At 54.5% G+C, this 23,661-nt stretch carries 32 protein-coding genes; 16 read left to right on the plus strand and 16 right to left on the minus strand.

Annotated elements, in window-relative coordinates; all coding sequences use genetic code 11:
- Positions 1-9: 9 nt before the first annotated feature.
- The 3 genes from pdxJ (at position 10) to FEK66_RS23615 (ending at position 1,644) form a co-directional block, all read left to right on the plus strand.
- Positions 10-741 carry a pyridoxine 5'-phosphate synthase gene (gene pdxJ / locus FEK66_RS23605; RefSeq protein ID WP_135494924.1) on the plus strand — a complete coding sequence of 244 codons (732 nt, stop codon included), beginning with the start codon at positions 10-12 and terminating at the stop codon, positions 739-741.
- Positions 741-1,121 (plus strand): holo-ACP synthase, encoded by a 381-nt coding sequence (acpS, locus tag FEK66_RS23610; protein ID WP_064526159.1) that lies wholly within the window; start codon positions 741-743, stop codon positions 1,119-1,121. The genes pdxJ and acpS overlap by 1 nt, the downstream gene beginning before the upstream one ends.
- Positions 1,122-1,563: 442 nt before the next feature.
- Positions 1,564-1,644 carry a small toxic protein shoB gene (locus FEK66_RS23615; RefSeq protein WP_130207596.1) on the plus strand — a complete coding sequence of 27 codons (81 nt, stop codon included), beginning with the start codon at positions 1,564-1,566 and terminating at the stop codon, positions 1,642-1,644.
- Positions 1,645-1,837: 193 nt separating this feature from the next.
- Here the strand turns inward: FEK66_RS23615 and yfhL are convergent, their stop codons facing one another.
- Positions 1,838-2,098, minus strand: a complete 261-nt coding sequence (gene yfhL / locus FEK66_RS23620) for a 4Fe-4S dicluster ferredoxin YfhL (RefSeq protein WP_000054752.1) — start codon at positions 2,096-2,098, stop codon at positions 1,838-1,840.
- Between the two features lie 214 nt (positions 2,099-2,312).
- On the opposite strand from yfhL, the gene FEK66_RS23625 reads away from it, so the two are divergent.
- Positions 2,313-3,710, plus strand: a complete 1,398-nt coding sequence (locus FEK66_RS23625) for a tyrosine-type recombinase/integrase (RefSeq protein ID WP_135494923.1) — start codon at positions 2,313-2,315, stop codon at positions 3,708-3,710.
- On the opposite strand, the gene FEK66_RS23630 is transcribed toward FEK66_RS23625, so the two are convergent.
- Both FEK66_RS23630 and FEK66_RS23635 read right to left on the minus strand, forming a co-directional pair.
- On the minus strand, positions 3,707-3,907 hold the full coding sequence (locus FEK66_RS23630; protein ID WP_024154042.1) for a helix-turn-helix domain-containing protein: 201 nt from the start codon (positions 3,905-3,907) through the stop codon (positions 3,707-3,709). The two genes, FEK66_RS23625 and FEK66_RS23630, sit on opposite strands and share 4 nt — an antisense overlap.
- A complete protein-coding gene (locus FEK66_RS23635; RefSeq protein ID WP_135494922.1) occupies positions 3,904-5,298 on the minus strand; it encodes a DEAD/DEAH box helicase in 1,395 nt (464 codons plus the stop codon). The genes FEK66_RS23630 and FEK66_RS23635 overlap by 4 nt, the downstream gene beginning before the upstream one ends.
- 103 nt (positions 5,299-5,401) lie before the next feature.
- Between FEK66_RS23635 and FEK66_RS23640 the strand changes: the two genes are divergently transcribed.
- Positions 5,402-6,328, plus strand: coding sequence for a hypothetical protein (locus FEK66_RS23640; protein WP_135494921.1), 927 nt, complete (start codon positions 5,402-5,404; stop codon positions 6,326-6,328).
- On the opposite strand, the gene FEK66_RS23645 is transcribed toward FEK66_RS23640, so the two are convergent.
- From FEK66_RS23645 to FEK66_RS23700, 13 genes are all read right to left on the minus strand, one after another.
- Positions 6,317-6,598: a VRR-NUC domain-containing protein gene (locus FEK66_RS23645; protein ID WP_135494920.1), complete on the minus strand. Its 282-nt coding sequence runs from the start codon at positions 6,596-6,598 to the stop codon at positions 6,317-6,319. The two genes, FEK66_RS23640 and FEK66_RS23645, sit on opposite strands and share 12 nt — an antisense overlap.
- Positions 6,595-7,371: a phosphoadenosine phosphosulfate reductase family protein gene (locus tag FEK66_RS23650; protein WP_167854242.1), complete on the minus strand. Its 777-nt coding sequence runs from the start codon at positions 7,369-7,371 to the stop codon at positions 6,595-6,597. The genes FEK66_RS23645 and FEK66_RS23650 overlap by 4 nt, the downstream gene beginning before the upstream one ends.
- Positions 7,368-7,583 carry an ANR family transcriptional regulator gene (locus FEK66_RS23655; RefSeq protein WP_135494919.1) on the minus strand — a complete coding sequence of 72 codons (216 nt, stop codon included), beginning with the start codon at positions 7,581-7,583 and terminating at the stop codon, positions 7,368-7,370. The genes FEK66_RS23650 and FEK66_RS23655 overlap by 4 nt, the downstream gene beginning before the upstream one ends.
- An 11-nt stretch (positions 7,584-7,594) precedes the next feature.
- Entirely contained in the window at positions 7,595-7,807 is a 213-nt protein-coding gene (locus FEK66_RS23660; protein WP_135494918.1) for a hypothetical protein, read from the minus strand.
- Positions 7,804-8,013, minus strand: a complete 210-nt coding sequence (locus FEK66_RS23665) for a hypothetical protein (RefSeq protein ID WP_135494917.1) — start codon at positions 8,011-8,013, stop codon at positions 7,804-7,806. The genes FEK66_RS23660 and FEK66_RS23665 overlap by 4 nt, the downstream gene beginning before the upstream one ends.
- Positions 8,014-8,017: 4 nt before the next feature.
- Positions 8,018-10,084, minus strand: a complete 2,067-nt coding sequence (locus tag FEK66_RS23670) for a DNA polymerase (protein ID WP_135494916.1) — start codon at positions 10,082-10,084, stop codon at positions 8,018-8,020.
- A gap of 74 nt (positions 10,085-10,158) precedes the next feature.
- Positions 10,159-10,995 carry an SPFH domain-containing protein gene (locus FEK66_RS23675; RefSeq protein ID WP_135494915.1) on the minus strand — a complete coding sequence of 279 codons (837 nt, stop codon included), beginning with the start codon at positions 10,993-10,995 and terminating at the stop codon, positions 10,159-10,161.
- Positions 10,992-11,183, minus strand: coding sequence for a hypothetical protein (locus FEK66_RS23680; RefSeq protein WP_052895624.1), 192 nt, complete (start codon positions 11,181-11,183; stop codon positions 10,992-10,994). Before FEK66_RS23680 ends, FEK66_RS23675 begins: the two co-directional genes overlap by 4 nt.
- Positions 11,184-11,228: 45 nt before the next feature.
- Positions 11,229-11,777, minus strand: a complete 549-nt coding sequence (locus tag FEK66_RS23685; RefSeq protein ID WP_135494914.1) for a DUF2815 family protein — start codon at positions 11,775-11,777, stop codon at positions 11,229-11,231.
- Between the two features lie 15 nt (positions 11,778-11,792).
- A complete protein-coding gene (locus FEK66_RS23690; protein ID WP_135494913.1) occupies positions 11,793-13,091 on the minus strand; it encodes a DUF2800 domain-containing protein in 1,299 nt (432 codons plus the stop codon).
- A 2-nt stretch (positions 13,092-13,093) separates the two neighbouring features.
- On the minus strand, positions 13,094-14,011 hold the full coding sequence (locus FEK66_RS23695; RefSeq protein ID WP_135494912.1) for a hypothetical protein: 918 nt from the start codon (positions 14,009-14,011) through the stop codon (positions 13,094-13,096).
- Positions 14,008-14,157 carry a hypothetical protein gene (locus FEK66_RS25765; protein ID WP_167854241.1) on the minus strand — a complete coding sequence of 50 codons (150 nt, stop codon included), beginning with the start codon at positions 14,155-14,157 and terminating at the stop codon, positions 14,008-14,010. Before FEK66_RS25765 ends, FEK66_RS23695 begins: the two co-directional genes overlap by 4 nt.
- Before the next feature lie 752 nt (positions 14,158-14,909).
- Entirely contained in the window at positions 14,910-15,584 is a 675-nt protein-coding gene (locus FEK66_RS23700) for a S24 family peptidase (RefSeq protein ID WP_135494911.1), read from the minus strand.
- Positions 15,585-15,725: 141 nt separating this feature from the next.
- On the opposite strand from FEK66_RS23700, the gene FEK66_RS23705 reads away from it, so the two are divergent.
- The 11 genes from FEK66_RS23705 (at position 15,726) to FEK66_RS23755 (ending at position 23,659) form a co-directional block, all read left to right on the plus strand.
- On the plus strand, positions 15,726-15,926 hold the full coding sequence (locus FEK66_RS23705; RefSeq protein ID WP_135494910.1) for a helix-turn-helix transcriptional regulator: 201 nt from the start codon (positions 15,726-15,728) through the stop codon (positions 15,924-15,926).
- Positions 15,927-15,929: 3 nt separating this feature from the next.
- Complete coding sequence (locus FEK66_RS23710; protein WP_135494909.1) at positions 15,930-18,116, plus strand: VapE domain-containing protein; 2,187 nt, start codon at positions 15,930-15,932, stop codon at positions 18,114-18,116.
- Between the two features lie 288 nt (positions 18,117-18,404).
- Positions 18,405-18,827: an antiterminator Q family protein gene (locus tag FEK66_RS23715; protein ID WP_135494908.1), complete on the plus strand. Its 423-nt coding sequence runs from the start codon at positions 18,405-18,407 to the stop codon at positions 18,825-18,827.
- Positions 18,828-18,858: 31 nt separating this feature from the next.
- Positions 18,859-19,200, plus strand: coding sequence for a hypothetical protein (locus FEK66_RS23720; protein WP_135494907.1), 342 nt, complete (start codon positions 18,859-18,861; stop codon positions 19,198-19,200).
- A 326-nt stretch (positions 19,201-19,526) separates the two neighbouring features.
- Positions 19,527-20,078, plus strand: coding sequence for a hypothetical protein (locus tag FEK66_RS23725; RefSeq protein WP_135494906.1), 552 nt, complete (start codon positions 19,527-19,529; stop codon positions 20,076-20,078).
- The gene (locus FEK66_RS23730; protein ID WP_135494905.1) at positions 20,072-20,968 is read left to right on the plus strand and encodes a hypothetical protein; all 897 of its coding nucleotides are present in this window, start codon (positions 20,072-20,074) and stop codon (positions 20,966-20,968) included. The genes FEK66_RS23725 and FEK66_RS23730 overlap by 7 nt, the downstream gene beginning before the upstream one ends.
- Complete coding sequence (locus FEK66_RS23735; protein WP_135494904.1) at positions 20,919-21,533, plus strand: methyltransferase domain-containing protein; 615 nt, start codon at positions 20,919-20,921, stop codon at positions 21,531-21,533. Before FEK66_RS23730 ends, FEK66_RS23735 begins: the two co-directional genes overlap by 50 nt.
- A gap of 74 nt (positions 21,534-21,607) precedes the next feature.
- Positions 21,608-21,928: a hypothetical protein gene (locus FEK66_RS23740; protein WP_135494903.1), complete on the plus strand. Its 321-nt coding sequence runs from the start codon at positions 21,608-21,610 to the stop codon at positions 21,926-21,928.
- Positions 21,906-22,436 carry a lysozyme gene (locus FEK66_RS23745; RefSeq protein WP_138211621.1) on the plus strand — a complete coding sequence of 177 codons (531 nt, stop codon included), beginning with the start codon at positions 21,906-21,908 and terminating at the stop codon, positions 22,434-22,436. The genes FEK66_RS23740 and FEK66_RS23745 overlap by 23 nt, the downstream gene beginning before the upstream one ends.
- On the plus strand, positions 22,433-22,978 hold the full coding sequence (locus FEK66_RS23750; protein ID WP_135494902.1) for a hypothetical protein: 546 nt from the start codon (positions 22,433-22,435) through the stop codon (positions 22,976-22,978). The genes FEK66_RS23745 and FEK66_RS23750 overlap by 4 nt, the downstream gene beginning before the upstream one ends.
- Positions 22,979-23,086: 108 nt before the next feature.
- Positions 23,087-23,659, plus strand: a complete 573-nt coding sequence (locus FEK66_RS23755) for a terminase small subunit (RefSeq protein ID WP_135494901.1) — start codon at positions 23,087-23,089, stop codon at positions 23,657-23,659.
- The last annotated feature ends 2 nt before the right edge of the window (positions 23,660-23,661 follow it).

Consider the following 23,661-nt stretch of genomic DNA (forward strand, 5'->3'; position numbering starts at 1 on the left):
AGGATTGTCATGGCTGAATTACTGTTGGGCGTCAACATTGACCATATCGCAACGCTGCGTAATGCACGTGGTACTGCTTACCCCGATCCGGTGCAGGCCGCGTTTATTGCCGAGCAGGCTGGCGCGGATGGCATTACCGTGCATTTGCGTGAAGATCGTCGCCACATTACTGACCGCGACGTACGTATCCTGCGTCAGACGCTGGATACCCGCATGAATCTGGAAATGGCGGTGACCGAAGAGATGCTGGCGATTGCCATTGAGACGAAGCCTCATTTTTGCTGCCTGGTACCGGAAAAGCGCCAGGAAGTGACAACCGAAGGTGGCCTGGACGTCGCAGGTCAGCGTGACAAAATGCGCGATGCCTGTAAACGTCTGGCGGATGCCGGGATTCAGGTTTCTCTGTTTATCGACGCAGATGAAGAGCAGATCAAAGCTGCAGCAGAGGTAGGCGCCCCGTTTATCGAGATCCACACCGGTTGTTATGCCGATGCTAAAACTGAAGCTGAACAGGCGCAAGAGTTGGCGCGCATTGCTAAAGCCGCGACCTTTGCTGCAAGTCTCGGTCTGAAAGTTAACGCCGGCCACGGTCTGACCTATCACAACGTGAAGGCCATTGCCGCCATTCCTGAGATGCATGAACTGAATATCGGCCATGCCATTATTGGTCGTGCAGTGATGACCGGACTGAAAGATGCGGTGGCAGAAATGAAGCGTCTGATGCTGGAAGCGCGTGGCTAATGGCAATATTAGGTTTAGGCACGGATATCGTGGAGATCGCTCGCATTGAAGCGGTGATCGCCCGATCCGGTGAGCGCCTGGCACGCCGCGTATTAAGCGATAACGAATGGGAAATCTGGAAAACGCACCAACAGCCAGTGCGTTTTCTGGCGAAGCGTTTTGCTGTGAAAGAAGCGGCGGCAAAAGCGTTTGGAACCGGGATCCGTAATGGTCTGGCGTTTAATCAGTTTGAAGTGTTCAACGATGAGCTTGGTAAGCCACGGTTGCGACTGTGGGGCGAGGCATTAAAACTGGCGGAAAAGCTGGGCGTCGCACATATGCATGTGACGCTGGCAGATGAACGTCATTATGCTTGCGCCACGGTAATTATCGAGAGTTAAAAATCCTTTCACGAATATCAAAACTAATACCGCGTTTTTTAAAAAGAAAAACCCCCGAACTGGTAAGGAACGGGGGTTTTTCTTTACAACTTTAATTTTGTGCAGCACACGATTCCAACGAAAATGATTATGGATCAATTTCGTTGATCTGTACAAGTACCTTGCAATCTCTGACATAAAAAACTCGAGCCGGGACGAAGAAATCGATATTGATGAAAAGATTAACGTGACCGCTTTTTTATAAGTACATTACAATCGGCTGTGTTATTAGAGAATTTGCTGTGTTCTACACCATGCCACTGAATTCCCCCATTGAAACGAGTGGTGTCGTCAAAGCTCTGGTGTGGAGTGCAGCACCCGGTTCCAATAACTCGCACGTTCAGTTTTGGGGAGATGTAAGGGCTAATCTGAACGGCTGCATTCCTTGTTTAAGGAAAAACGAATGGCTGATTGTCGATACCTGTTTAAACGGGTCATTAAAGTCATCATTGCTGTTTTACAGCTGATCCTTCTGTTCTTATAACACAAGGAAACGTACTTAAGGCGCGTCAGGTTAACCAGCCAGACGCGCCTTTAATAATTATAAATAAACGTCTGCGCAGATATTATATGAATTCATTTGGTGAATGATTATGCTGTTGTTATCATTTTAATAAATATAATAGCGTTAAGCTTTTGTCTATAAATAATTAATATTCTACTTCAGGAGCAGAATATTAAATTTTATCTGCGTGATGCATTAGCACAAATTTATCCCACAACTGCTCTTCTGTCTCGACATGCGCCGGATCTTTCACAATAGTATTAGGGATCGGACACACCTTCTGGCAGGTTGGCGTCTCGTAGTGACCTACGCATTCGGTACACTTATCGCTGTTAATCTCGTAGATATGATCACCCATTGAAATCGCCTCATTCGGGCATTCAGGTTCACACATATCACAATTAATACAGCGTTTAGTAATTAGTAAAGACATATCAATGAATTACCATTAAAGCAGTTTGAAATCAGTAAGTTATGACATATTCGCATTCTTCACTATTATTAACTTACTGTATGTTGATCCAGTGTATTTAACGCTGATAAACTCAATCCAGTAACACAAAACCGCAACACATTGCATTTTGTCCCGTAGTAAAGACCTGCATGTGTGAGCTTGTTTTCTGCGCTTACGCAGATAAGGATTGAGAATGCCGCGCACTGTAACACATAAACCGGATAGCCCCAATAATGACGATGTTTTAGCCGCGTCTGAAAAGTGGGACGCCTGTAAACCTCCCTATACCAGCGCACACATGAAAATCTGTGTTGCTGCCGCCAAAACCATCCTCGCTGCTTCCGGCGTGGCTCGCCGTTCCAAATACGAAAAAGAGAACTATCTCCGCATCGATTTCAGCAAAGCAGGTAAGGTTACATTTTACGCCGAGTTTCCCAAAAAGATGGGGCTCAAAGGTAAAAAGCTCGGCGAATGGCCGGAGCTCGCAATTCAGCTGGCGCGCGAGAAGGCGTCAGGTATGGCCGAAGGTGGCCTGCGAGCCGAGTCCGTCCATGCTGCGCTGGAAATGTACCGGGATGACCTTAAAGCCAAAGTGGCCCGGCAGAAGCTGAGCCCGGACAGTTTCACCACCTACGGGGTGCGTATCGACCGGATTAAAGCAACGTTCGGCGAGCGCGAAGTGTTCAGCGACGTGACATACCCTCGGCTGGTGGAAGTGCTGGACGAATGGATCGCCACTCGCTCGAACAATAACGCCCTGGAGTTGTTTGCCGAGCTTCGTCGGTTCTGGAAGTTTTGCTCTCCCACTCTTTGCAATGGCCGCAACATTGCCGCCAGCCTGCCCGACGATTATGTTTCCTCCCGCGTACAGAAACCCACCCCGACACGACTTTTTACCGATATTGAATCCATCGCCCGGCTCTGGCTCAACGTGGCCGCCTGTACCTCAATACAGCAGAAAAACGCCGTTCGCTATATGATTATTACCGGCGTTCGACCGATTAACGTTCATAACCTGCGTTGGGATTACATTAATGAAGATGCTGGCGAAATTGTTTATCCGGAAGGAGTTATCGGTATGCGCGGGGCCATGAAAACACAAAAGGCTTTCCGCTTGCCAATAACGCCAGAGATCCAGCGGATTATCGACGAGCAGAAAGCCTGGCGTGATTCAGTTCCTGAGTGCAATAACGATTTTGTATTCCTGCAGCCGCGTGACCCAATGCAGCCATTTTCAAAAAGATCGCTGGATAAACTGGTGAAAACCTATAGCCCGGAAGGCGCTGTTAAAGGCATGAAGCATGACGGGACTATTAAAGGGAAAGAGGGGGCATTTAATACGATGTGCCGTAAATTCCTTAAGAGCAACGTTATCGCCCTGATGAAGGAAAGAGGTTATTCCCGATCAGATCGAAGGGAAATAAGCCTCCTGTGCCTTCATCACTCCAGCAAGTCAGATGACCCAATGGCAGAACATTACGACTTTTCAGACGAGATTTTGCAGGAAGAGATTGCGTTGAAGCGCGAAGCCTTCGAGGCTCACGAACGGAGCATACTCGCGCAGGCTGCGCTGTTACGGCGACGGGGTTAATACTGGCTGCGGCATTTCTGGATGAAGGCGTCGACGTTACGGCGCTCATAGCGAACCACTTTCGCGCTGAAACGGATGGGGGCCAGTACGGCGCGATGCCGGTGCTTTATATTCCAGTCGCATAACGTCTTCTGGGTTATGCCCAGCTTCTGGCATACCTCGTCCGGGGTGAGCAGATCGTCGGGTTGCTCGCTCATGCTATACCTCTCTTCTTCATGGCATCGAGCAGGATGTCCTGCACTGTTCGTTTTGAGTTCATCCGCTCCATCACCATGTCGTCCATAGTGTCGGCAGCGATGATGTGGTGAATGAACACCGGGCGGTTGTGTCCGGCCTGAATCTGCCGGGTTGGCCCAATGCGTTCGATGATTTGCTGGTACTGCTCCAGATCCCACCAGTGCGAGAAAAACACCAGTATGTTGCCGCCGTCCTGCATGTTCAGACCGTGACCTGCGCTGGCGGGATGCGCGAACAGCACCGGGATTTCCCCGGCGTTCCAGTCGCGCAGCGTCTGCGGATCCTGGTCGAGATGGCGACCTTTAGGGAACGCTTTAAGCAGGCGCTCCAGATCGTGCTTCCAGTGGTAGGCCACCAGCACCGGTGCGCCAGCTGCTTCGGTGAGTATGCTGTCCAGCGCCTGCAGCTTCGCGTCGTGCAGTTCTGACCAGCTCCCGGCGTCGTCGGTGTACACCGCGCCGCTGGCAATTTGCAGGCACTTCACTGTTTTTGCCGCGGCATTCGGCGCTTCGATGCCCTCGCCGTTGAGCTCAAGGAACATTTCCTTTTCCATCTCGCGATACTGCTGACGGGCCTTCGGCGGCATGCCCACGCGGATCACGTTATGGATTGGCTCTTTGATGTCGAACCAGTCGGCAGCGTCCAGTGAGATAGTGACGTCGGCCAGCGCTCGCTGTATCTCGTCCTGCGAATGGGCGAATGGCTCCAGCTTCGTCCAGCTCTGCCCCGGAAACTGTATTGAGTTGAACCAGCGGGAGGTAAACGCGCCGTAAGTGCGTCCGAGGCGCTGCCCCTGGTCGACAAACCACGCCTGCCCCCACAAATCCACCAGACCGTTTGGCGCTGGCGTACCGGTGAGATTCATCCAGCGCCGGATATGCTTATGCGCCACTTTGCCCAGTGCCGCTGCACGCTTGCCACCCCCACGCAGCCGGAAGGATTTCAGCCGGGTGCTTTCGTCCGGGATGACGGTACCGAACGGCCAGCGGCCGCCCAGCTCTTCCACCAGCCAGACCAAATTGTCGTAGTTGATGGTGAACACGCTTGCGTTGCTGTTCGCTAGCGCCGCCGAGCGTGCTTTGGCGTTACCGACAATCGGCTGCACCTCGATATTGCGCAGATGCCCCCATTTCACCGCTTCATCCGGCCAGGTGCTGGCTGCCACGCGCAGCGGCGCGAGAACCAGCGCGGGCTGCGTCTCCGATCCCGCCATGAAGAGATCTTCCAGAGTGGTGAGTGTTGCCACGGTTTTACCCATGCCCATGCCCGCCCAGATGTTGCAGCGCAGAGAGTCAATTTCGTGGTTGATAATGAGATTTTGGTAGGGGCGGGGGGTGAAGATTTTACTCAAAGTTAGTACCTCGCAAAAAATTGCAAGTTGGAGTATAAATAAGGGGGTTAAGATAATTCCTAAGGCGCAGCCCTCAGGGTATAAAAATAAGGAAATCAGATAGATGACTACACAGAATCAGCCTCAGCCCACACCCCCTGCTGTATTAGATCTTGGAGTTAGGCAGGAAGGTGTTTTCAACGATATTGAAATGGGTGTTTTGGAGAACGGTATTCCGTACCTTACTCAGAACGGACTCGCAAGAATCTGCGGCGTCAACCGCACAAACATTGCAGACATCGCAAACGAATACGCTCAGTGCTTCCAGAGCGGGGTTTTTACTCGTGGGCGAATGGAGTTTATTAGCACATATCTTCAGCAAGCCGGTTATACAGACCCTGTGCTATTTATCTCGGTTATGCGTGCAGGCTCTGTACATTACGCATTCCCTGATATTGTGTGTATGGCTCTGCTCGAGTTTTATGCTTTTGAATCGCAAGCAGCATCAAATTCAACCGCGCAACAATACTATCGCGAATTAGCCCGAGTCGGGCTTCGGGATTATATTTATGGCGCGTTGCGATACCAGCCAGAAGACCCTTGGGGGCCTTATCATCAGCGGGTTTCCATTATCCAAAGTACCGGCACGGTACCCGACGGCCACTTTATCATTTTTAACGAAATTGCGGGTTTAATGGTTGACCTGATTACCGCTGGTCTTGCGGTGAATATGTATACCGTGCCTGATATCAGCGTCGGTTCATGCTGGGGGCGTCACTGGACGTCAAACGGCCTCTCACGTCAGTTCGGTGATCGCGTTCAATGTGCGCATCACTATCCGGATGACTTTAATCAATCTACTTCGAATCCTCAGATGATTAACGCTTATCCCAACGAAGCGTTGCCAGAATTTCGTCGTTGGTTCCGTCATGAGTATTTGCCCACCAAGTTCCCTAAATACATCCTGACGAAGGCGGGGATGCTGCCCGGCGGGAGAGCTGATGCGATGCGAATTGCTGACAACTTCCGCAACCCTCAGTTAGGGCGCTAGAGATAGCACTTGCGAAAGGTCTTTGCTATCCAGCACCACCACGCAAAAGCCCAGTGCGCGCAGCCGTTCGTGCTCGCGCAGCTGGTCGGCGCGTGGTGGTTTGCCAGGTGCTTTGCATTCGACAAAGACGAGACGGCCGCCGGGTAACAGCACAATGCGATCTGGTACCGAGCGGCGGCCAGGCGACACGAATTTATAAGCCAGCCCGCCAGCCTTTTTCACTTCGGCGACGAGGTGCTTTTCGATAGTGCTTTCACGCTCGTAGGTCATGCTGCATGTACCTTGTTTTCGTCGTCAGCCGCCAGCACTCGAATGGGGATCCGGCTCATATGCATGGTGTACCCAGTCTTAGCCTCTAGGTCTGCGTATTCCTCCAGCAAGGGTGGGTTATGCCGGGCGCCGTTAACCATATCGTTACGGCTGGCCATGATGCAGAACACACAACTTAATCGCTCATTGCCCAGAGCGTAGGCGTAGTGCGGCTCTTGTCCAGTCATTCGAATGGTGGCGAATACTTCCTCGGTAAGCAGTTCGTGAACTGGGAGCCATTCGTACCAGGTATTAACTGAGTTGCTGATCCCCATTTTGCTGAACACCTGGCGCTTAGCTCGGCCAGGTGATTCTTGGGCACGCAGCCCGAGGCAGTTAACGATGGTTTTAAACCCGTTGGCTTTTGCATACCGGCGTACCTCGCGTTGGATGGGGCCGCGCTTCAGGTCACTGGTACATTGTCGGGTGCTGGAGGATGGCCAACTGGGAACTTCTGGACGATTCTCAAAGCGACGTTCTACCATTTCGAAGAAGGTCTTGCTGGCTCGAGCCACGATGAACGGCAGACCCGCGCCTGCAGCCTGAGTTTCAGCAAGTTCCAGTGCACCTGGCCACTCAATAACACCGAGCGATGCGTGCACAACGATAAGCTGCGCAGTGGGAACAATCTCAAGGAGTTTAATCAACATCACCTGACTGTCTTTTCCGCCGCTGTGGTTTGATACAAAGAGCGCACCAGTGCTGATGAGGGTGTTAATTTCACCTGGGATCACAGTTGCACCTCTTTACGTTTGCTGCGGATGTTCTGCATGATGCAGAAATCAGAGCGGTTATCGCTCCATTGCTGGTTTACCGGGTTGCGTGATTCCCGGTTTGCTTTGGCCCATACCTTCGCCGCCCGGTCATACTCGCCAGCCTGCTCAAGACGCATAGCCTCCCGCGCAGACCGGAAATACAACGGACTGTCGTGTTTTTCGAATGACATAGGGGATTACCTTATTTGATGGTGCCAACAACTTCGGGATCGGTAGCTACGTCGCCGTTAGTGTTTGGTACCAGACGGAAGCGGACCAGAACTGCGCCTTGTTCGCCCCAATCCCTGCACAGGGAACGCCAGGATGGTTGTTTTTCGCCGCAGCATTCGAGGACAGCGGCGCGGTCGATATCGAACTGTGCACGGCTATCCATCACCATAAACATGTGTTTCATAGCGGGCCGCCGTCTGAAAATGCGTCATTGTCCGGCTGCAGCTGGATCATGTCGTCGATAGGCATCATGGTAATCGGCCTGTCGCTCAACGCGCCGAGAGTGAGCTTTGCGAAAAGCCGCTTTTGTTCTTTGGTCAAAAAGACCTGTTTAGTTCCGCCGTTTACCAGAACAATGATGGCGAAGTTTTGGATGTTGCCTTGTTTCATGGGGTCAATCCTTACGGTAATGAATCGCTTCGAAGCCGCCAGCGTTCAGCGGGATATCGGGCGCCCATTCGGGGTTAGTGGAGAGCAGCGCGGAAAGCGCCGTTTCGTTGAAATCGTCGGTGTCCGGCGCTTCGGTGATCACTTCATCGTGTACCGTCAGCACAATGCTGTAACCGGCATCCTCGATCAGCGGCATGTTTCCGGCCAGAACGTCACGGGCTGCCGCCTGGGTGACGTTTTCCACCAGTTTCCCGCCGTAGGTTTTGAGCCGCTGCCATTTGCGCGAGTAGGAATTTACGCCCTGATAGGTGATGTTTCCTTTCTCAATGGACGGGGACGGGTAGCACAGCGCGCGCCCGGACGGCAGCTGTATGCGCAACCATGCACCATCGCGGCGAATTTTCAGATAGCCGCAGTACAGCGTCTTTTTCGGGGTTGCGATGGCGGTGCGGACGGTGCGCTCCAGCTCGTACCAGAAATCGCAGGTTGCCGGGTGGGCTCTGCGCCAGAGGCGTTTAAGCGAATCGCAGGCGATGAATACGCGCTCTGACAGGCCGTAGGTCGACTTGCGTTTAACCGATTCGTCGTACCAGCTTTTCGCCTCGCGGATAAGATCGCGGGGGATATTCGGCAGCGCAGCGTTCGCCAGTTCGTCAAGGTCGAGGCCGTAAACCAGCGCGAAGGTCAGGAACGCCGCAACACCACCGCCGAAGCCGAGACCCAGCTCCATCACCTTGCCGATCTGACGCTGGTATTTGTCGACATCATCCGGCGAGATGTTGAAGGCGCGGGCGTAGGCCAGTTTGTATAGGTCCGGCCCGGTGCCCTCGTCGAACTCCCGGAACGCGTCCAGCTTCCACTGTTCCCCAGCCAGCCAGGCCAGTTTTCGTCCTTCGATGTTCGACAGGTCGCTAACCACCAGCTTTTTGCCCTCGGGGGCCATAATGCAGCCGCGCAAAGCCGAGCTGGTCAACTCCATGATGTTGTCGAACAGCAGATCGGCGCATCCTGATTTCAGCGCCTCTATGCCTTCGTCGATACGTTCCTGCTCAAGGGAAGGGCGGGGCAGGTTTTGGGGCTGGAATAACCGCCCGGCCCAGCGCCCGGTACGCGATGCGCCACAGAACTGAAGCGTGCCACGCAGGCGACCGTCACGGCTTACACCCTTCATCAGTGATTTGTACTTACTGGTGCTGGTGGTGCTGGCCTGGAGCCTGATGTGTAGCAGCTCTTTCACCGCAGACGGTAAATTAGGATCCGCGATGCGGCGCTCCAGCGTGCTGCGCTGCATGTCCGGCAGATCCACGCCGTAGGATTCAACAATGTGCTTAATCAGCGCATCGCGCTGCGTAGCCGCCTGCACTTCGCCGTCGGTCATCACCTGCGTGCGTTTCGCCAGGCGCTTTTGCTCCTGGTCTACCGCCTCGATCGCCGCCTGCGCGAGCTGCACATCCATGCAGACGCCGCGGTCGTTAATGCGCTGATCGCGATGCCAGAGCGCCAGCTCTGCACCCTGATAATTCCACTTCGGCAGGCGCTTATGCACTTCGCGCATGGCCTCAATATCCAGCCCGGCATAGGCAACAAAGCGCCGCCACTCTTCCGGGTGGGTTTTGCTGGTGGCCCGGCGAAGTTTGCTGTTTTTCGGTCGTGGCTTGCAGAATAGCTGGATCAGCGCTTTACCTTCTTTATCCTTGGCTTTGTCCTGCGGAACGCCCAGCACCTCGCAGAGCGCCCCCAGTGCACCGGGGAGACTGTGCGCCAGCGCCTGCACCATCGTGTCGCGCCAGCGGGTGACATCGGGTGCCAGTTCCGGCATTGCATGGCGCAGGACCGTGCGGTCGAAGTGTGAATTGTGGAAAAATAGAATAGTGTCAGGGTCGGCGATGGCCTTCCGCAGCCTGCCGGGGATAGGTTCGCCAGCAGTCAGATCCCAGACGCTAACCGGTTCGTCGCCGATTGCCCAGGCGAACAGCATCACCTCGACACTTTCCGCATAAGCGTGCGTGCCGTTGTTGATAGGAATGCTGCAGAAGGTTTCCAGGTCGCCCCAGAGAATTTTTTCAGGCATAGATAGTCCTCGCGGGTGCTTTGCGAAAAGGGATGCTCTTTGCAAAACACCCGGCGCGTGGCCGGGTGAGGTGATTACTTCAGGGGGATAAAGGGAGTTGCTGCGCCGCTGGTCAGATACTGCGGCAATGTGCCATTCCATTTATTAATCGCTTCCAGTTGCAGCACTTCGGGGTTACTGCGTAACGCTTCACCGCGAAGGGCAATAGCGTCAGATTCAGCTTTGGCGCGCAACATGGTGGATTCTGCTTCGCCGCGTGCCTGCTCGATTGCCTTCTGGGCTTCGGCTTTAGACTGGGCGATCTCGTTCTCGCGCAGCAGCGCGCGCTGTGTGGCCTCGATTTTCGCGTTGATGGATTCTTTCACTTTCTGCGGGTAGTCCAGGTCGCTTACCCATGACAGCTTCACGATTCTGATGCCGATGGGGTCAAGTTTGGACTTCAGATCCTGCGTAACCTGTTCGAGCAGTTGCGTTTTGCCTCCGGCTGCCAGCGAGTTGATATTCATCTTCCCGGAGTGGTTGATCAGCGCATCACTGATATTTTGGCGCAGGTTGACCTCGGTTATTTCGTCCACCCCTTTGCGGTAGGTCTGGAATATTTTGGTCACCTTTTCGGGGTCGACATAATATTCGACGCCGATCCGGGCTTTCACATCCATTGAGTCGGCGGTCTGGAAGGTGAATGGCTGATCATAGTTGTGCAGCTGGTTGAACGTCGGGAACTGGTAAATCTCTTCGTTCCACGTCAGCCAATATTTACCGACGCCGACTTCGGACTGCTGAACGCCTTTTTCGTCACCGTAGAGGTCCACTTTAACGCCGACGTAACCCGCGGGAACGGTGGCGCGTTCGCAACCAGACAGAGCCAGCGCCGACAGGGCGACGACGGCAGCAAAGATAATTTTCTTCATTTCTTTTCCTTAGTAATAAAGATGCCTTTGAAAATGGCAAACAGACACGGCGGCGCGGTCAGCGCCAGCGCGAAACCAGACAGCACAGCCACGGTGTCCTTCATCGAGATCAGGGAAGGAACCAGGAAGCCGTAAACGAGCGCGGCGATAGCCAGAGTGATGACCAGCCGGATATAAATCCTTCGCATGGGGTTTTCCGAAAAGAGCCCGTCGCATGGCCGGGCGGGTAGGGGTTAAATCAGCTCGCCCGCGTCTGCGCCTTCGCTGATGTCGTCGAAGTCGTCCGGAGCGGCAACACCACCGCCAGCGAACGCGTCACCGTCGCGCAGGAACTGGACGCCGCCCAGCGATGCGTTAACACGTTTGCCGAAGTTGTTGTCCTGCGCCCAGATGTCGATCACCGCGTTGACGTAGCAACCGGCGTAAGGACGGCCATCAGCCTGGATGAGGGGAGAACGGTCGCGATCGATGACTGCCGGGCGCGCTTTGTTGGCAGCATTCAGGAAGAAGTTGCCCGGGAAGCCTTCGTATTCGGCTTTCTCGTCACCGTCATGCAGGCAGAGGTTGAGCTTTTTCTCCAGCTGGTTGTAAATGGTTTCCCATTTCTCACCCCATTTTTCCTTCGCCACCTGCTTCAGCGCTTTGCGGACTTCGTCCAGCTGCGGGTGCTTCGGATCCATTAGGAAAACAGCAGAGAAGCGCGGGTCGCCTTCGCCATTCACGGTTTTTGCTTCGAACAGAGCAGGGAAGGCCAGACGGACGTTGTTCAGTTTAATTTTCATGGAGTTGTTCCTTAATCAGATGAGGTCTGCGGCGAGCGCGTCGTCGGACACGTCGTCGAAATCGTTAACAGGGTTGATATTGAGCGCAGGGCGCGGGTCAGATTCAGGGGCGACGGTGGGTTTACCGTCAGCGCGGGTGATCAGGGCTTCGGCTTTTGTCCAGCGGCGCGGACTTTCTTTCTTAAGCAACTTCTCGGCCTGCGTCGGGCTGATTACTTTCATGCTGTACATCTGTTCCTGTTTCAGCCTGAAGGATTTCAGCAGCTCTTCTGCTTCTGCTTCGTTGCTCCAGGCGCGGTTACCCAGCTTGCCGGTGACCAGCTTAAAGCCCGGAACCTGATGCCCGGCGTTCAGCTCACTGTTCACCCGGTCGCGCACGGCCTTTAGCCAGGATTCGATAAAGTCCGCCTGGCTGTATACCTCTGCCAGCTGTTCAACGGTTAGTAGCGGTACCCGCGCGATTGAGTCAGCCAGCAGATCGCCAACGGACTGCGTTATGTCGTCGAAATCCCCCGCGATGGTACTGATGTGCAGTTGTTCCCGGGCGGTGCAGATGGCACTAGCCTTGCAGAACCGACACTGTTTTTCGCCTGGAGTGAAGTTTTCCAGCGGCAGCGTTTCGACGCCTTCGCAATCGGCAATGTTGAACATCACGATCACGTTGGCCGCCGCTTCCTGCGCCCGTTCGCCGAACGCCTGGAGCTCTTCCACCGTCAGGGCCCACTCTGAAACGTGGTTAAGCCTCGGCTGGTGGATGAACAGGCGCACCGTCTCGAAGTCATACAGCATGCTGAACTGCTCCAGCGCGCCCAGGGCGTACAGCTGCAACTGTTCGTTCTGCTCGGCGTCGACGCGAACCCCCTTCCCGTATTTGAGGTCGTGGATCTGCAGCTCGTTGCCAGCGATGATTACCCCATCGGCGGTACCGAATGAATCAGGCACGCCGAAGATGTGGGAAAAGTCGACACGCTGCTCGACCAGCAGCTCGTTGCCCTGAGCGAGCGTCCAGAGCGTGTCGGTATAAAGGCCAACGGCCTCGACCATTTCCTCGTTCACTTGCGGGCCGGACTGGTCATCCGGGTTTTCGCTTAATGGATATGAGCCGAGGAACATTGCGACGTTGCACCCGGCATAATGCTCGGGGTGGCTTTGGCGGTTGCGCAGCACTTTTTCAGCGAGTGCATGCGCTGCGGTGCCTTCTTCCGCAAAGGTGCTGCTTTTATCTGGCTGCGTGGCTTCCAGCGCCAGGCTACCGGGGCAGCGCATCCAGCGATGCGCCGCAGAGGGGGAAAGTCGTGCGTGAACGTCTGGCATTCTCAACCCTCCAGCGCTTTTTCGGCCTGGGCGATCACGTCTGCGAGATCCTCGTCAGCAACACCGCCAAGTTTTTGGGCGCCATGTTTTTCCAGAATGGCGACGGCTTCGGCGCGGTAACCACCTTTCGCCAGCTGCAGAATCAGCCCTTCGGCCTGTTTACGCAGTGCCGCAAAGTCGGGAGTATCATCCGTTTCATCGTCTTTACCCTGTCCGCTGTTTACTGCGTCTTTACGTGCGAATTCTTCCTGCAGTTGGAGGTACTCGACCCGGTTGATCTCAACGTGGCCTTTCTCCAGCATTGCATTCAGTTTGCGTAAAGTGTGGAGCTCACTGGCTGCCTTACCGTCTACGCTTTTGCAGTAAAACGGCCCGGTGCGTTCCTCAGACTGTTTGTCTTTGCCGCTGGCCTTCTTCGGTTTTACTTCGTCGCGTCCGGCAGCTGGCGCATCCAGCAGGCGTTCGGCAAAGTCGCGGCGGGACTCAATAGTCGGCAAATCATCCCAGAAGCGAATAACGTGGCGAGCCAGATCTAACAGTGCTGGCTTGCTCAGATGGTTGGCGCGTTTCACACCCTGGAGCGCCATGTCCAGCGCGTCGATCTGCACCACACGTTTGTCGCCAACAGCATCGCGATAATCGATAGCGCGCTGGAACATCTCGAAGCTGTACATAACTGGTAAAGGGTAGAAACATGCCAGCGCGATAACGTCGCTGAATTCCAGCGTTTCCAGATCCGGCCGCTCGTCATCAGTGGCCGATTTGTCCGGTACCGTCTCGCGATATTCCTGTACCTGGGTGACGAGGGTCTGCGGCTGAATTGTCTGGCCTGAAGCCAGTGCCGTAATCAGCTGTTCAAGCAGGGCGTTGTGCTGCGTCAGCAGCTTGTTGTTAAGTTCGAGACTAGTTTCTAAGCTCATACTGCGGTCCTCGCTACAAGGAGAATGAAGGTAATAACCAGACCGCACGCAGTAGCGAGGGCCAGGCCGGTAATTAAATCGAAGTGGTTGCGGCGATAGCGGAGCACGTCGCGCCCCGTCAGCCGGTGGAGGTGTTCAGGTTTCATCGGAGGTGCTCCTTTTCATGTCGGGGAACGCACTGCGCTGAATGCGTTTTCGGACATAAAAAAGCCCGTCATGGGAGGCGGGCAAAGACTACACACAGCAATGGATGATTCAGGGGATGGTGGATGCGGCTGGGGTTAACTGATTTTGAAGAAGTTACACAGTTTGAGATGGCCCGAGCTCACCATCTCCAACCGCTCTGGGCGGTTCATCCGGTGTGCTGCGCGTCTTTGCTCCCGGTTACTGATACTGTCGTGTCGTGACGTGATTTACGACGCTGTGCACGGTTAGGACCTTTGTCGATTTTGATGTAACGCATGTTTTACCTCTCTGTTAGTTTCACTTGGTCAGTTCACTTTGGTGGTGCGGTGGCCGATGCTGAGCTTCGGCTTGTCTCGGTGGACTGCAATTCACCGCACCCCAAAGGGAACTAAGCGCCCCATCGTCGGGGCGTTTCAACTTGCGTGACTTATCAGCTCGCCGCGGTGTGGTCCTCTACGCTTACCGTACGCATACGGACTCGGCGCTTACCTCGATCCCATCGGGTGCTATTTTGTTGCCAGGAGCACAGCGGCTTGCCTGTCACGCGGTTCAGTTTGTTAAAGAGCGATTACAAAACGCATTGTTTATGCGATATCGTATTTATATGCGTAATGGGATTTTGTGTCAATGCGAAAATGAATTATTTTGCGTATAAGAAAACCGCCCATGTATTGAGCGGTTTAGTTAGAAACGGATTGTCGTGCTGTGGGCGCTAGTACATGCGTAGGGCGGATTTAGCAATTCCAGCCACGTAATGGATTTTCTCGATGTTTTCGCGTGATACCCTAATTGGTGGGTGGTCTTCGTTTACGGACATCAGGTGAAACAGACCATCGCGCTCGAACAGGAAAGTTTTAACCATAACTTCACCATCCTGCGTAACGACAAGAACTTCATCCCCCGGGGCGTAGTCATGGTTGGGTTCGACGATTACGAATTCCCCCTCTTTAATTCTTGGCATCATTGAGTCGCCAACGCATTTCAGAGCATATGCATCTTCATCTTTTGTCGGCCAGTAGATGAAGCCATCGCTGCTGCCCACCGAATACGGAGTGTCGCTCCAAAGTCCCCCAACACCAAGCTGAGTATTTCCCAAGACCGGCACCTTATTAAATCGAAGAGATATGTAGGTTGTTGTATTGGCGTCGCCTCCGTTACTCATCTCCTGAAGGCTCTTTTCCGCCAGGTCAATCGGGGACACTCGGAAGTAATCGGCGATCTGCTTCAGCGTTGCGTATTTCGGGTCTTTCACTTCCCCAGATACCAGCCTGTGTAATGTTGGCTGATTCAGTTGTAACCGACGAGCTAGCTCGGTTATCGAGCTTATCTTGGCTTTGTCCATCAGGTACTTGATGTTTTGAGAAAGGATATCGGTGGTATCAATCATTTGGATTCATCCATGTAGAAGACAGGGACGGTGATTATGCGTTATCGGATATTTTAATCCAGATTGATATGACATTGCTGTATTGCTGAATAATCCGTTTTCGTATAGATTTGCTCTATAGACAAAAGCGGAGACTTAAATATGTCCGGACTAACACCCCAAGAAATGGTCAAAAGCCTGATTGACTCAGGCTACACCCAAAGCCAGATTGCCGAAATTGCAGGAGTGAAGCAATCTTCTATTAGTCGGCTTCTTACCGGGGTTCACTCTGACCCCCGCTTTTCTACGGTACGTGCGATAGAAAAGCTTTTTCAGGAAGAGACGGCTAAACAAAAGGCGTAACCCATGCCAGAGAATAAGAACTGGGGGGCGACGCCTGACGAATGGTTCCACTTCGATCTGGTGCTGGGTCGTACTGACCAGCTGCTGCCGGTCGTGTGCAACCCGGGCGCGGCCATTTCCCCCGACAGTAAACTGAAAGCGCTGGGCAAGACGCCGAGCCGCTATAACCGTGACCGCCTGGTTACCGGTATTGCTCAGTGGACCGAGCATGTCGTCACTGAGCATGACTTTGCCCGCTGGTCCAGAGAGCCTGATTACGGGATCTGTGTGCGCACCGGCTTTGGCTGGTTGGCGCTGGACTGCGACAGCGAAGACGAAGACATCCAGGCCGATATTCGCAACACGCTGGTGCAGTTGCTGGGCGAACTGCCGCCGCGGCGTTGGCGTGCCAACAGCAATAAATGCCTGTACCTGCTGGCTGTCGACGGCGATTTCCGTAAACGCATTCACCGCCTGGCGGGCGATTTGGGCATCGTTGAGCTGCTGGCCAATGGGCAGCAGTTCGTTGCCTGCGGTACACACAGCAGCGGCGCCCGGATTGAGTGGGACGGTGATCTGCCGGATGAACCGCCTGTCATTACTGCTGACCAACTCGAAACGCTGTGGCAGCGCCTGGCGGATCAGCTGCCTGTGTCGGTCACCACAGAAGCGGGTAGTACGAAGATGCGCGACCGTTCGACGTTCACGCCCGGTGCTACTGATGAGACGGCGGATTATCTGGACGCCAATGGCTGGACGCTGCTGGATGGTGCGAACGGCGAGCGCTATATCCGCTGCCCGTTCGAGGACGGCCACAGTACTGGCGGCGACCCGACGAGCACGGTTTACTTCCCGGGTGGTACCGCGGGCTTTGAGCAGGGTCATTTCAAATGCCTGCACGCCAGCTGCGCACACCGCGACGACGGCGATTTCCTTAATGCTATTGGGATCCGCAACGACGATTTCGAGGACCTGACCAGCACCGAAGTAGCCGAGCCGTTACCGCTGCCAGCGTTCGAACGTGATAAATGGGGGCGCATCGAGTCGACCATCAGCAATGCAGCCAAAGCGGTTGTACGCCCTGACTTCGTGGACATCGATATCCGCTTTGACCAGTTCCGCGACGAAATCATGTTTTCCTCTGCGGGCTCCGGCCAGTGGCAGGCGTTCACCGATGCCGACTATGCACGCCTGCGCATCACGATGGAAAAGCGCGGCTTCAAACCTGTGGGGCGCGAGCTCATTCGCGACGTCGTGCTGCTGGCCGCTGACGAACAGCCCTTCGACTCCGCGACAACCTGGCTGAACGGACTGGAGTGGGACGGCGTGCCGCGTATCGAATCTTTCTACCACACGCACTTCGGTACTGCCGACACGGCATACACCCGTGCGGTGTCCATGTACATGTGGACGGCGCTGGCGGGCAGGGTGCTGGAGCCTGGCGTCAAAGCCGATATGGTGCCGATCCTCGTCGGGCCTCAGGGCTGCGGTAAATCCTCCGGCGTGGAGGCGTTGAGCCCCGACCCGGCATTCTTCACCGAGATATCTTTCGCTGAGAAAGATGACGATCTCGCACGCAAGATGCGCGGGCGGCTGGTGGCGGAGATTGGCGAGCTGCGCGGCCTCAATACCAAAGAGCTGGAAAGCATTAAGGCATTCGTGACGCGTACACATGAGAACTGGATCCCTAAGTATCGTGAGTTCGCTACACAGTTCCCGCGTCGCCTGGTGTTCGTCGGCACCACCAACGAGGACGAATTCCTCGCAGACAAGACCGGTAACCGTCGCTGGCTTCCCGTGGAGGTGTCGAAAGTCGACGTGAAAGCGATAAAAACCGACCTCCTTTTGCTATGGGCGGAGGCTCGCGAGACGTTTAAGCGCCTCGGCGGCATCCAGTTCCGCGATGCTGAGCGTCTCGGCGCGAGTGTCCACGAGCAGTACACCATTAAGGATGCGTGGCTCGAAACGGTCGAGAAATGGCTCGACACACCCGACCTGATGACTAACGACATTCCGCGAAATTGCGAATTTTTACGCGCTAGCGACGTTCTGCGCGATGCGATTGGTTTAAATCCCAGCCACATCGGAAAACGCGAAGAAATGCGAATTAGCAATGTTTTGCAAAATTGCGGCTATAAGCGTGCTCAACGGCGAATTGAGGGGAAAAAATGCAAGGTTTGGGAACCGCTGGAACCACGTGGAACCACCTAAAAGCGAAGGTGGTTCCACCTCGCAGCCCTTGCGGCAAGCGGTGCGGAACTACTGGAACCACTGGAACCACCTTTCTATTAGAAACCCCATATATATATATAAGTCGATTGGGGGAAAGGTTAGAAAAAGGTGGTTCCAGGTGGGGGCAGGTGGTTCCACTCCGAATAAGTAACTTTTTGCATGTTGAGACGTGCAATACGCAAATCGGGACTGCGTTATCCACGCCCACGGAGAGGCGGACGCGGTTCCCTGAAAATTTTTTCGTAGCAAAACGTAGAGGTCAGAGCTATGCGTAATATTCAACAGGTTTTAGATCGATGGGGTGGCTGGGCTGCGAGTGAAGGCGGTAGTATTTACTTTCCCCCTGTAGCTGCAGGATTTAAGAATCTGCTACCCACAACGCAAGCCGGACGGCTTAAGTGCAGCGACAACGACGGTCTGATCATCAGCTCCGCTATGAACTGCCTGAAGAAAAAAGATCCGTATCTGTGCACACTGCTTGAGTGGCATTACGTTCAGGCCATGCCAGTACGGGCGATGGGCGAGAAGCTCGGCGTATCGCATACCCACGTTCTGAAGAGGCTCCAGGCCGCAGAGGGATTTATCGACGGTTGCCTGGCGATGCTGGACGTGGTTCTCGAAATGGATCAGTCGGTACAGTCAAAGCCTCAGATGCTTAGGACTTTGCACAGAAACCGCCCAGCGGCATAATAGACGGATATCAATCATGTAAGGGAACCAGATGGCTCTGATCAGTGTTCGCAATCGATTTGAAAGTTACATGGAACAGCAATACCCGGACCTCTCCTTGCGGATCAAAGGTGATATCGGATCGTCAATGAAAGCTCAGCTTGGCTTCAGGATGGAGCGCGAGCTGTATAGCGAAGATGTCGAGTTCTTCGAGCCTGCGGTGCAGCTGATGTGGGAGCTTTTTCAGGCGGGCGTAGCTGCTGAACGGAAAGCTACCAGCGTCACTCTTCCTGCGTTAAAAGCAAAGCCCGATAGCTTCTACGATGCGGGTTATAACGAGGGTATTCAGGACTGCCGTAAGCACCTGACGGCCTCAGGTATCAAGGTAAGATAAAAAATAGTTGTGGAATTCCAAAAAGCCGATTAGCCTGATATCTGTTGAAAACAGTTCATCACTAAGAGGCTCTCGCATGAGGGCCTTTTTCTTTTCTCCTTCCTGGGGAAAAGTTAATAAAACAGGGCTTTTGCTGCGAAAAAACGCTATGCAATTTGCACCCTGTTTTATGCACGATTTATTCACTCGTTTTTGTCCGTTTCAGGCCACTTAATCCGCGTAAACATGCCCTTCGCCGCAATCCAGCGACGAGTGCCGATCGCGTGGTGCCGATAACGTACATTATGTTAAATCAGGCCGTTTTTTAACAAATTATGGGGGTTGGGATGGATGCGGCGATCATCTGCGCTTCTGGTCCCTCTCTCACTGTCGCTGACTGTACCGCAGCATGCCGTTCTGGCCTGCCGGTCATCGCGGTTAATTCATCATGGCGTGCGGTACCGGGCTGCTCTCACATCTACGCGGGCGATCTCCGCTGGTGGGATATGAACATCCCCGCGCTACCTGATGGGCCTGAGCGCTGGACATGCAACCGCAGGGCGCACACCAGGCATGGTCTGAACCTGTTCCCGACAGATACCACTGGCACCTTCAATTCAGGGCAGAGGGCGATTCTGTTTGCCCACTGGCTGGGTGCAAAGCGCATCATCCTGCTGGGCTTCGACTGCTCCATCACAGATGGCAGCCACTGGCATGGAGACCACACCTGTCTGGACAACCCGACAGCGGCGAATGTGAAGCGCTGGCACGGTGAGTTTGCTCGCGTCGCGCAGCTGCTTCGCGGCAAAGTCAATATCACCAACAGCAGCCGCCAGACGGCGCTTAACTGCTTTCGGCGTCAGTCACTCGACGAGGCGCTACGCGAGGCCACATGCTGAATGTACCCCTTTTCATTGAGGGCATGCTGGGGATGGGTGACAACATCTACCAGCGTGCTTTCGTCCGTCAGCTGCCTGCGGGCTCGTTTATCAAAACGCCCTGGCCGGAGCTGTACGAGGATTTACCCATCCGCCCGGTGCGCAGCAATACCACGCTGAGAACCCAGCGGAAGAACGAGCACCGCACGCAGTCGGTATTCCACCCGCTGCCGGATATGCGCCAGACAAAGCGTATTTTCTACGGGCCAGACCACCTGCGGCGCGGTTCGATATTTGACGCAATGCGCCAGCAGTTCGGCACGGAGCCAGCAGCGCTGGATCTCCCTTCCTTCGGCCCTGCGGAGTTCACGCACGAAAAGCCGATCGCGGTCATACGCCCGGCAACCGTCCGATCTGAATGGCGCAGCGATTCGCGCAATCCGGACCCCGATTACCTGCTGAAGGCTTCCCACATCCTGCGCAAGCATTTCTGCGTGATCAGCGTGGCTGACTTGCAGGACGGCGAGGAATGGGCCGTCGGTGAGCTGCCGGACGCTGATCTGCGTTTACACGCTGGTGAGCTCGGCTTCAAATCGCTGATGCGCCTGGTTGAGCATGCTGCTGTGGTGGTTACGCCTGTTGGCTGGGCGCTTCCTGCGGCGATTGCCTACAAAACCCCTGTCTACGTTGTAGCGGGTGGGCGTGGCGGCCACAACGCCCCGGAAATCGTTACCGATCCGGCTATGGACCTGTCGCGGGTTGGCTGGGCCATCCCTGACAACTACTGCCGCTGTGAGGAGTGGGACCACCACTGCGACAAGCGGATCTCCAATTTCACTAACACATTCGAGGCCTGGCTCCATGAAGTCGTTTTATCGGGAACTGGAACGCGGGCTGGTGTTTCTGCCTGAGCTGGGGATCGGTCGATATCCGGTACCACCAGCAAGGCCGTATAACTCGCAATATTTTGCAAAGTATCAGGCTTATGCCGATACGGAGACCGGCTACGCCCTGACGCAGGCGCGTATCGATCTTGTGGGTCGCCATTACCGCGGTCTGGTACTCGATGTGGGAATCGGGGCCGGACAATTCGTGTCCACGCGAGCGGAAACGGTCGGCTACGACGTCAACCCTGCGGGAGTCTCCTGGCTGAAGGATAACGGATGTTTCGTTGATCTCTACGCTGAAGGCGCTCCCGCGCTGACATTCTGGGATAGCCTGGAGCACATCGACGACCCGGTTAGCGCAGTTCAGCAAGCCGGACAGTTCGTGTTTCTCTCAATCCCGATCTTCAAAGGTGCCGAAGACATTCTGGCATCACATCACTACAAGAAAGACGAGCATATCTGGTACTTCACGGACGAGGGCTTGCGGCGCTGGTTTGCGGAGCAGGGCTTCGAATGCGTGGAGCACAACGAAATCGAGTGCGAGCTCGGGCGCAAAGGGGTTGGTACCTACGCTTTCAGGCGTTTCTGAGTTAACCCTCATTTTGCCCGCTTCGGCGGGCGTCTTTTTACATCACAGCACCCCGCTATCCCCGGAGGTGTGGAATGCAACGTATGAACCCAACAAATGGACATGACCTGCCGTACTGGTGGTCGGCTGCATTAGGGTTGTTTTCTTTGCTCAGCTTACAGGACTACGTATTTATCATCGGCGCCCTCGTATCGGCGTTCTTTACGATAAAGACCTACTACGCAAAACGTAAAGAAGAGCGTGAGCGTATGGCTGAGGAAAGGAAAAGAACCCAGCTGCTGGCGAACTATTTAACTGATGTTGGTAAAAAACCACACTCCGATCGTCCGGCTGCCGCCGAGGTGGTAACGGAGGCGATGCGGAGAATCTCCAGTGGCACAGTTGAAACTGAGTAAGAAAAACGGCGTTGCCGGTGTTGTATGTTCCGTCGCCACGATTATTGCGATAGTGCTCAATGCCGGGCATGTTCGGACGAATGAGCGGGGTCTGGAGTTAATTGGCAATGCTGAGTCGTGCCGTCGTGACCCCTATGTCTGTCCGGCTGGTGTGCTGACTGACGGCATGGGTAATACTCATGGGGTTAAGCAAGGCACCTTAAAGAACGACCAGCAGATCGCCGCAGAATGGGAAACCAATATTCTGGATGCCGAGTCCTGCGTTAACCGCTACGGCAACGGGCGAAAACTGTCTGATAACACTTTCAGCGCCGCGGTATCGGTCACGTTCCGATCAGGATGCGGCAATATGCGCAAATCCACGATGTTCTCGCTGCTCAGAAATGGGGATGTGAAAGCGGCGTGCTACCAGTTTCCCCGCTGGATTTACGGCGGCGGTCGCGTTTTGCCCGGTCTGGTGAAACGCGCAGGAGATGAAAAGGCGCTCTGCCTGGATGGCGTGCAATGATTACTCTTCCTGATATCAAAGCCCTATGGCGTTCGATACTGCTGGTAGTCGTGATAGCGATAGTTGCTGTGCTTTGTGTCCTGCTTGCCAACAGCCGGGCTGATTTGGGGAAAGCTGAAAATGATGCTGCTGTGCTCCGAAATGACAATACCCTGCAAGGGCAAGTCATCGCTGCGCAGGCTTTCAACTTCAACAGGTTTAACCAGGTTGCAGATAACGCCAGCCGTCTTAACTCGTTGATTGATGTTGGTACCGATAAGACTGTCATCGAATACCGGGAGATCCTCCGACGTGAAAAAACCTGTGATCTTCCTGTTCCTGCTGATGTCGCTGGCGGGCTGCTCGACTACGCGAACAGTTTACGTGCCAGCGCAATGCACACCTATTCCGGGGACGCTGACGCAGCCGGTGATAGCTCCTCTACCTCCAGCTCGCTGACATATTGCCAGGCTGTTCTCTGGATAAAGCCGCTGCTGGCCGCTATCGAAAAAGCGAATAACCAGCTGGCCGGAATACGCCAAATCGAACAGGATCGCAAGTAGCATTACAGAAGCTCTTCCCGGTGAGGGGCTTCGATAATGCAAATCATATTCGGCTCTTATTTTGAGCCGAATGTATGGGCCAATCGGCTCATTCTAAGGACTTACCACATGACCAAGAAGCTGAAAGCAAAGCATGAGATGTTTTGCCGCGAGTTTCTTGTCGATCTGAATGCCACGCAAGCCGCCATTCGCGCAGGGTACGCCGCAAAGCGGGCGCATGTAACGGGGGCCGAGCTTTACGGCAAACCTGAAATACGCGCCCGCATCAATGAGCTAAAGCAGGAACGTATCGACCAGCTGGGCATCGACGCAAATTACGTGCTGATGCGGCTGGTGGAGATCGACAAGCTCGACGTTGCGGACATCCTGACCGAAACCCTCGAGGTTAAGCCACTTTCTGAGTGGCCGGAATCATGGCGTCGGTATCTTAGCGGATTCAACCTGGCTGAAATGTTTGAAGGCCGTGGCGATGACCGCGAGATGGTTGGCATCCTCAAAAAGATTAAGTGGCCTGACAAGGTTAAAAACCTTGAGCTGCTCGGGCGCCACGTCTCTATTCAGGCGTTCAAAGATAACGTTAAGAACGAGGTCACCGGCGTGAATGGCGGCCCGGTCAGAACAGAAACAACCAACTTAACGCCAGAGCAAGCTGCGGAGGCGTACAAGAAAATGATGGGTTAGCT

It is taken from the genome of Escherichia sp. E1130, from assembly GCF_005781065.1.
Classification (GTDB): domain Bacteria; phylum Pseudomonadota; class Gammaproteobacteria; order Enterobacterales; family Enterobacteriaceae; genus Escherichia.

What these genes read in the sequence shown, in the direction of transcription:
- FEK66_RS23640 (WP_135494921.1), top strand. Translation starts at nt 5,402, where the DNA reads ATGACTACACAGAATCAGCCTCAGCCCACACCCCCTGCTGTATTAGAT.
- FEK66_RS23750 (WP_135494902.1), top strand. Translation starts at nt 22,433, where the DNA reads ATGATTACTCTTCCTGATATCAAAGCCCTATGGCGTTCGATACTGCTG.
- FEK66_RS23685 (WP_135494914.1), bottom strand. Translation starts at nt 11,777, where the DNA reads ATGAAAATTAAACTGAACAACGTCCGTCTGGCCTTCCCTGCTCTGTTC.
- FEK66_RS23655 (WP_135494919.1), bottom strand. Translation starts at nt 7,583, where the DNA reads ATGTCATTCGAAAAACACGACAGTCCGTTGTATTTCCGGTCTGCGCGG.
- FEK66_RS23670 (WP_135494916.1), bottom strand. Translation starts at nt 10,084, where the DNA reads ATGCCTGAAAAAATTCTCTGGGGCGACCTGGAAACCTTCTGCAGCATT.
- FEK66_RS23705 (WP_135494910.1), top strand. Translation starts at nt 15,726, where the DNA reads ATGTCCGGACTAACACCCCAAGAAATGGTCAAAAGCCTGATTGACTCA.
- FEK66_RS23720 (WP_135494907.1), top strand. Translation starts at nt 18,859, where the DNA reads ATGGCTCTGATCAGTGTTCGCAATCGATTTGAAAGTTACATGGAACAG.
- yfhL (WP_000054752.1), bottom strand. Translation starts at nt 2,098, where the DNA reads ATGTCTTTACTAATTACTAAACGCTGTATTAATTGTGATATGTGTGAA.
- FEK66_RS23665 (WP_135494917.1), bottom strand. Translation starts at nt 8,013, where the DNA reads ATGAAACAAGGCAACATCCAAAACTTCGCCATCATTGTTCTGGTAAAC.
- FEK66_RS23695 (WP_135494912.1), bottom strand. Translation starts at nt 14,011, where the DNA reads ATGAGCTTAGAAACTAGTCTCGAACTTAACAACAAGCTGCTGACGCAG.
- FEK66_RS23645 (WP_135494920.1), bottom strand. Translation starts at nt 6,598, where the DNA reads ATGACCTACGAGCGTGAAAGCACTATCGAAAAGCACCTCGTCGCCGAA.
- FEK66_RS23725 (WP_135494906.1), top strand. Translation starts at nt 19,527, where the DNA reads ATGGATGCGGCGATCATCTGCGCTTCTGGTCCCTCTCTCACTGTCGCT.
- pdxJ (WP_135494924.1), top strand. Translation starts at nt 10, where the DNA reads ATGGCTGAATTACTGTTGGGCGTCAACATTGACCATATCGCAACGCTG.
- FEK66_RS23740 (WP_135494903.1), top strand. Translation starts at nt 21,608, where the DNA reads ATGCAACGTATGAACCCAACAAATGGACATGACCTGCCGTACTGGTGG.
- FEK66_RS23710 (WP_135494909.1), top strand. Translation starts at nt 15,930, where the DNA reads ATGCCAGAGAATAAGAACTGGGGGGCGACGCCTGACGAATGGTTCCAC.
- FEK66_RS23615 (WP_130207596.1), top strand. Translation starts at nt 1,564, where the DNA reads ATGGCTGATTGTCGATACCTGTTTAAACGGGTCATTAAAGTCATCATT.
- FEK66_RS23700 (WP_135494911.1), bottom strand. Translation starts at nt 15,584, where the DNA reads ATGATTGATACCACCGATATCCTTTCTCAAAACATCAAGTACCTGATG.
- acpS (WP_064526159.1), top strand. Translation starts at nt 741, where the DNA reads ATGGCAATATTAGGTTTAGGCACGGATATCGTGGAGATCGCTCGCATT.
- FEK66_RS23675 (WP_135494915.1), bottom strand. Translation starts at nt 10,995, where the DNA reads ATGAAGAAAATTATCTTTGCTGCCGTCGTCGCCCTGTCGGCGCTGGCT.
- FEK66_RS23730 (WP_135494905.1), top strand. Translation starts at nt 20,072, where the DNA reads ATGCTGAATGTACCCCTTTTCATTGAGGGCATGCTGGGGATGGGTGAC.
- FEK66_RS23630 (WP_024154042.1), bottom strand. Translation starts at nt 3,907, where the DNA reads ATGAGCGAGCAACCCGACGATCTGCTCACCCCGGACGAGGTATGCCAG.
- FEK66_RS25765 (WP_167854241.1), bottom strand. Translation starts at nt 14,157, where the DNA reads ATGAAACCTGAACACCTCCACCGGCTGACGGGGCGCGACGTGCTCCGC.
- FEK66_RS23735 (WP_135494904.1), top strand. Translation starts at nt 20,919, where the DNA reads ATGAAGTCGTTTTATCGGGAACTGGAACGCGGGCTGGTGTTTCTGCCT.
- FEK66_RS23690 (WP_135494913.1), bottom strand. Translation starts at nt 13,091, where the DNA reads ATGCCAGACGTTCACGCACGACTTTCCCCCTCTGCGGCGCATCGCTGG.
- FEK66_RS23715 (WP_135494908.1), top strand. Translation starts at nt 18,405, where the DNA reads ATGCGTAATATTCAACAGGTTTTAGATCGATGGGGTGGCTGGGCTGCG.
- FEK66_RS23755 (WP_135494901.1), top strand. Translation starts at nt 23,087, where the DNA reads ATGACCAAGAAGCTGAAAGCAAAGCATGAGATGTTTTGCCGCGAGTTT.
- FEK66_RS23625 (WP_135494923.1), top strand. Translation starts at nt 2,313, where the DNA reads ATGCCGCGCACTGTAACACATAAACCGGATAGCCCCAATAATGACGAT.
- FEK66_RS23680 (WP_052895624.1), bottom strand. Translation starts at nt 11,183, where the DNA reads ATGCGAAGGATTTATATCCGGCTGGTCATCACTCTGGCTATCGCCGCG.
- FEK66_RS23660 (WP_135494918.1), bottom strand. Translation starts at nt 7,807, where the DNA reads ATGAAACACATGTTTATGGTGATGGATAGCCGTGCACAGTTCGATATC.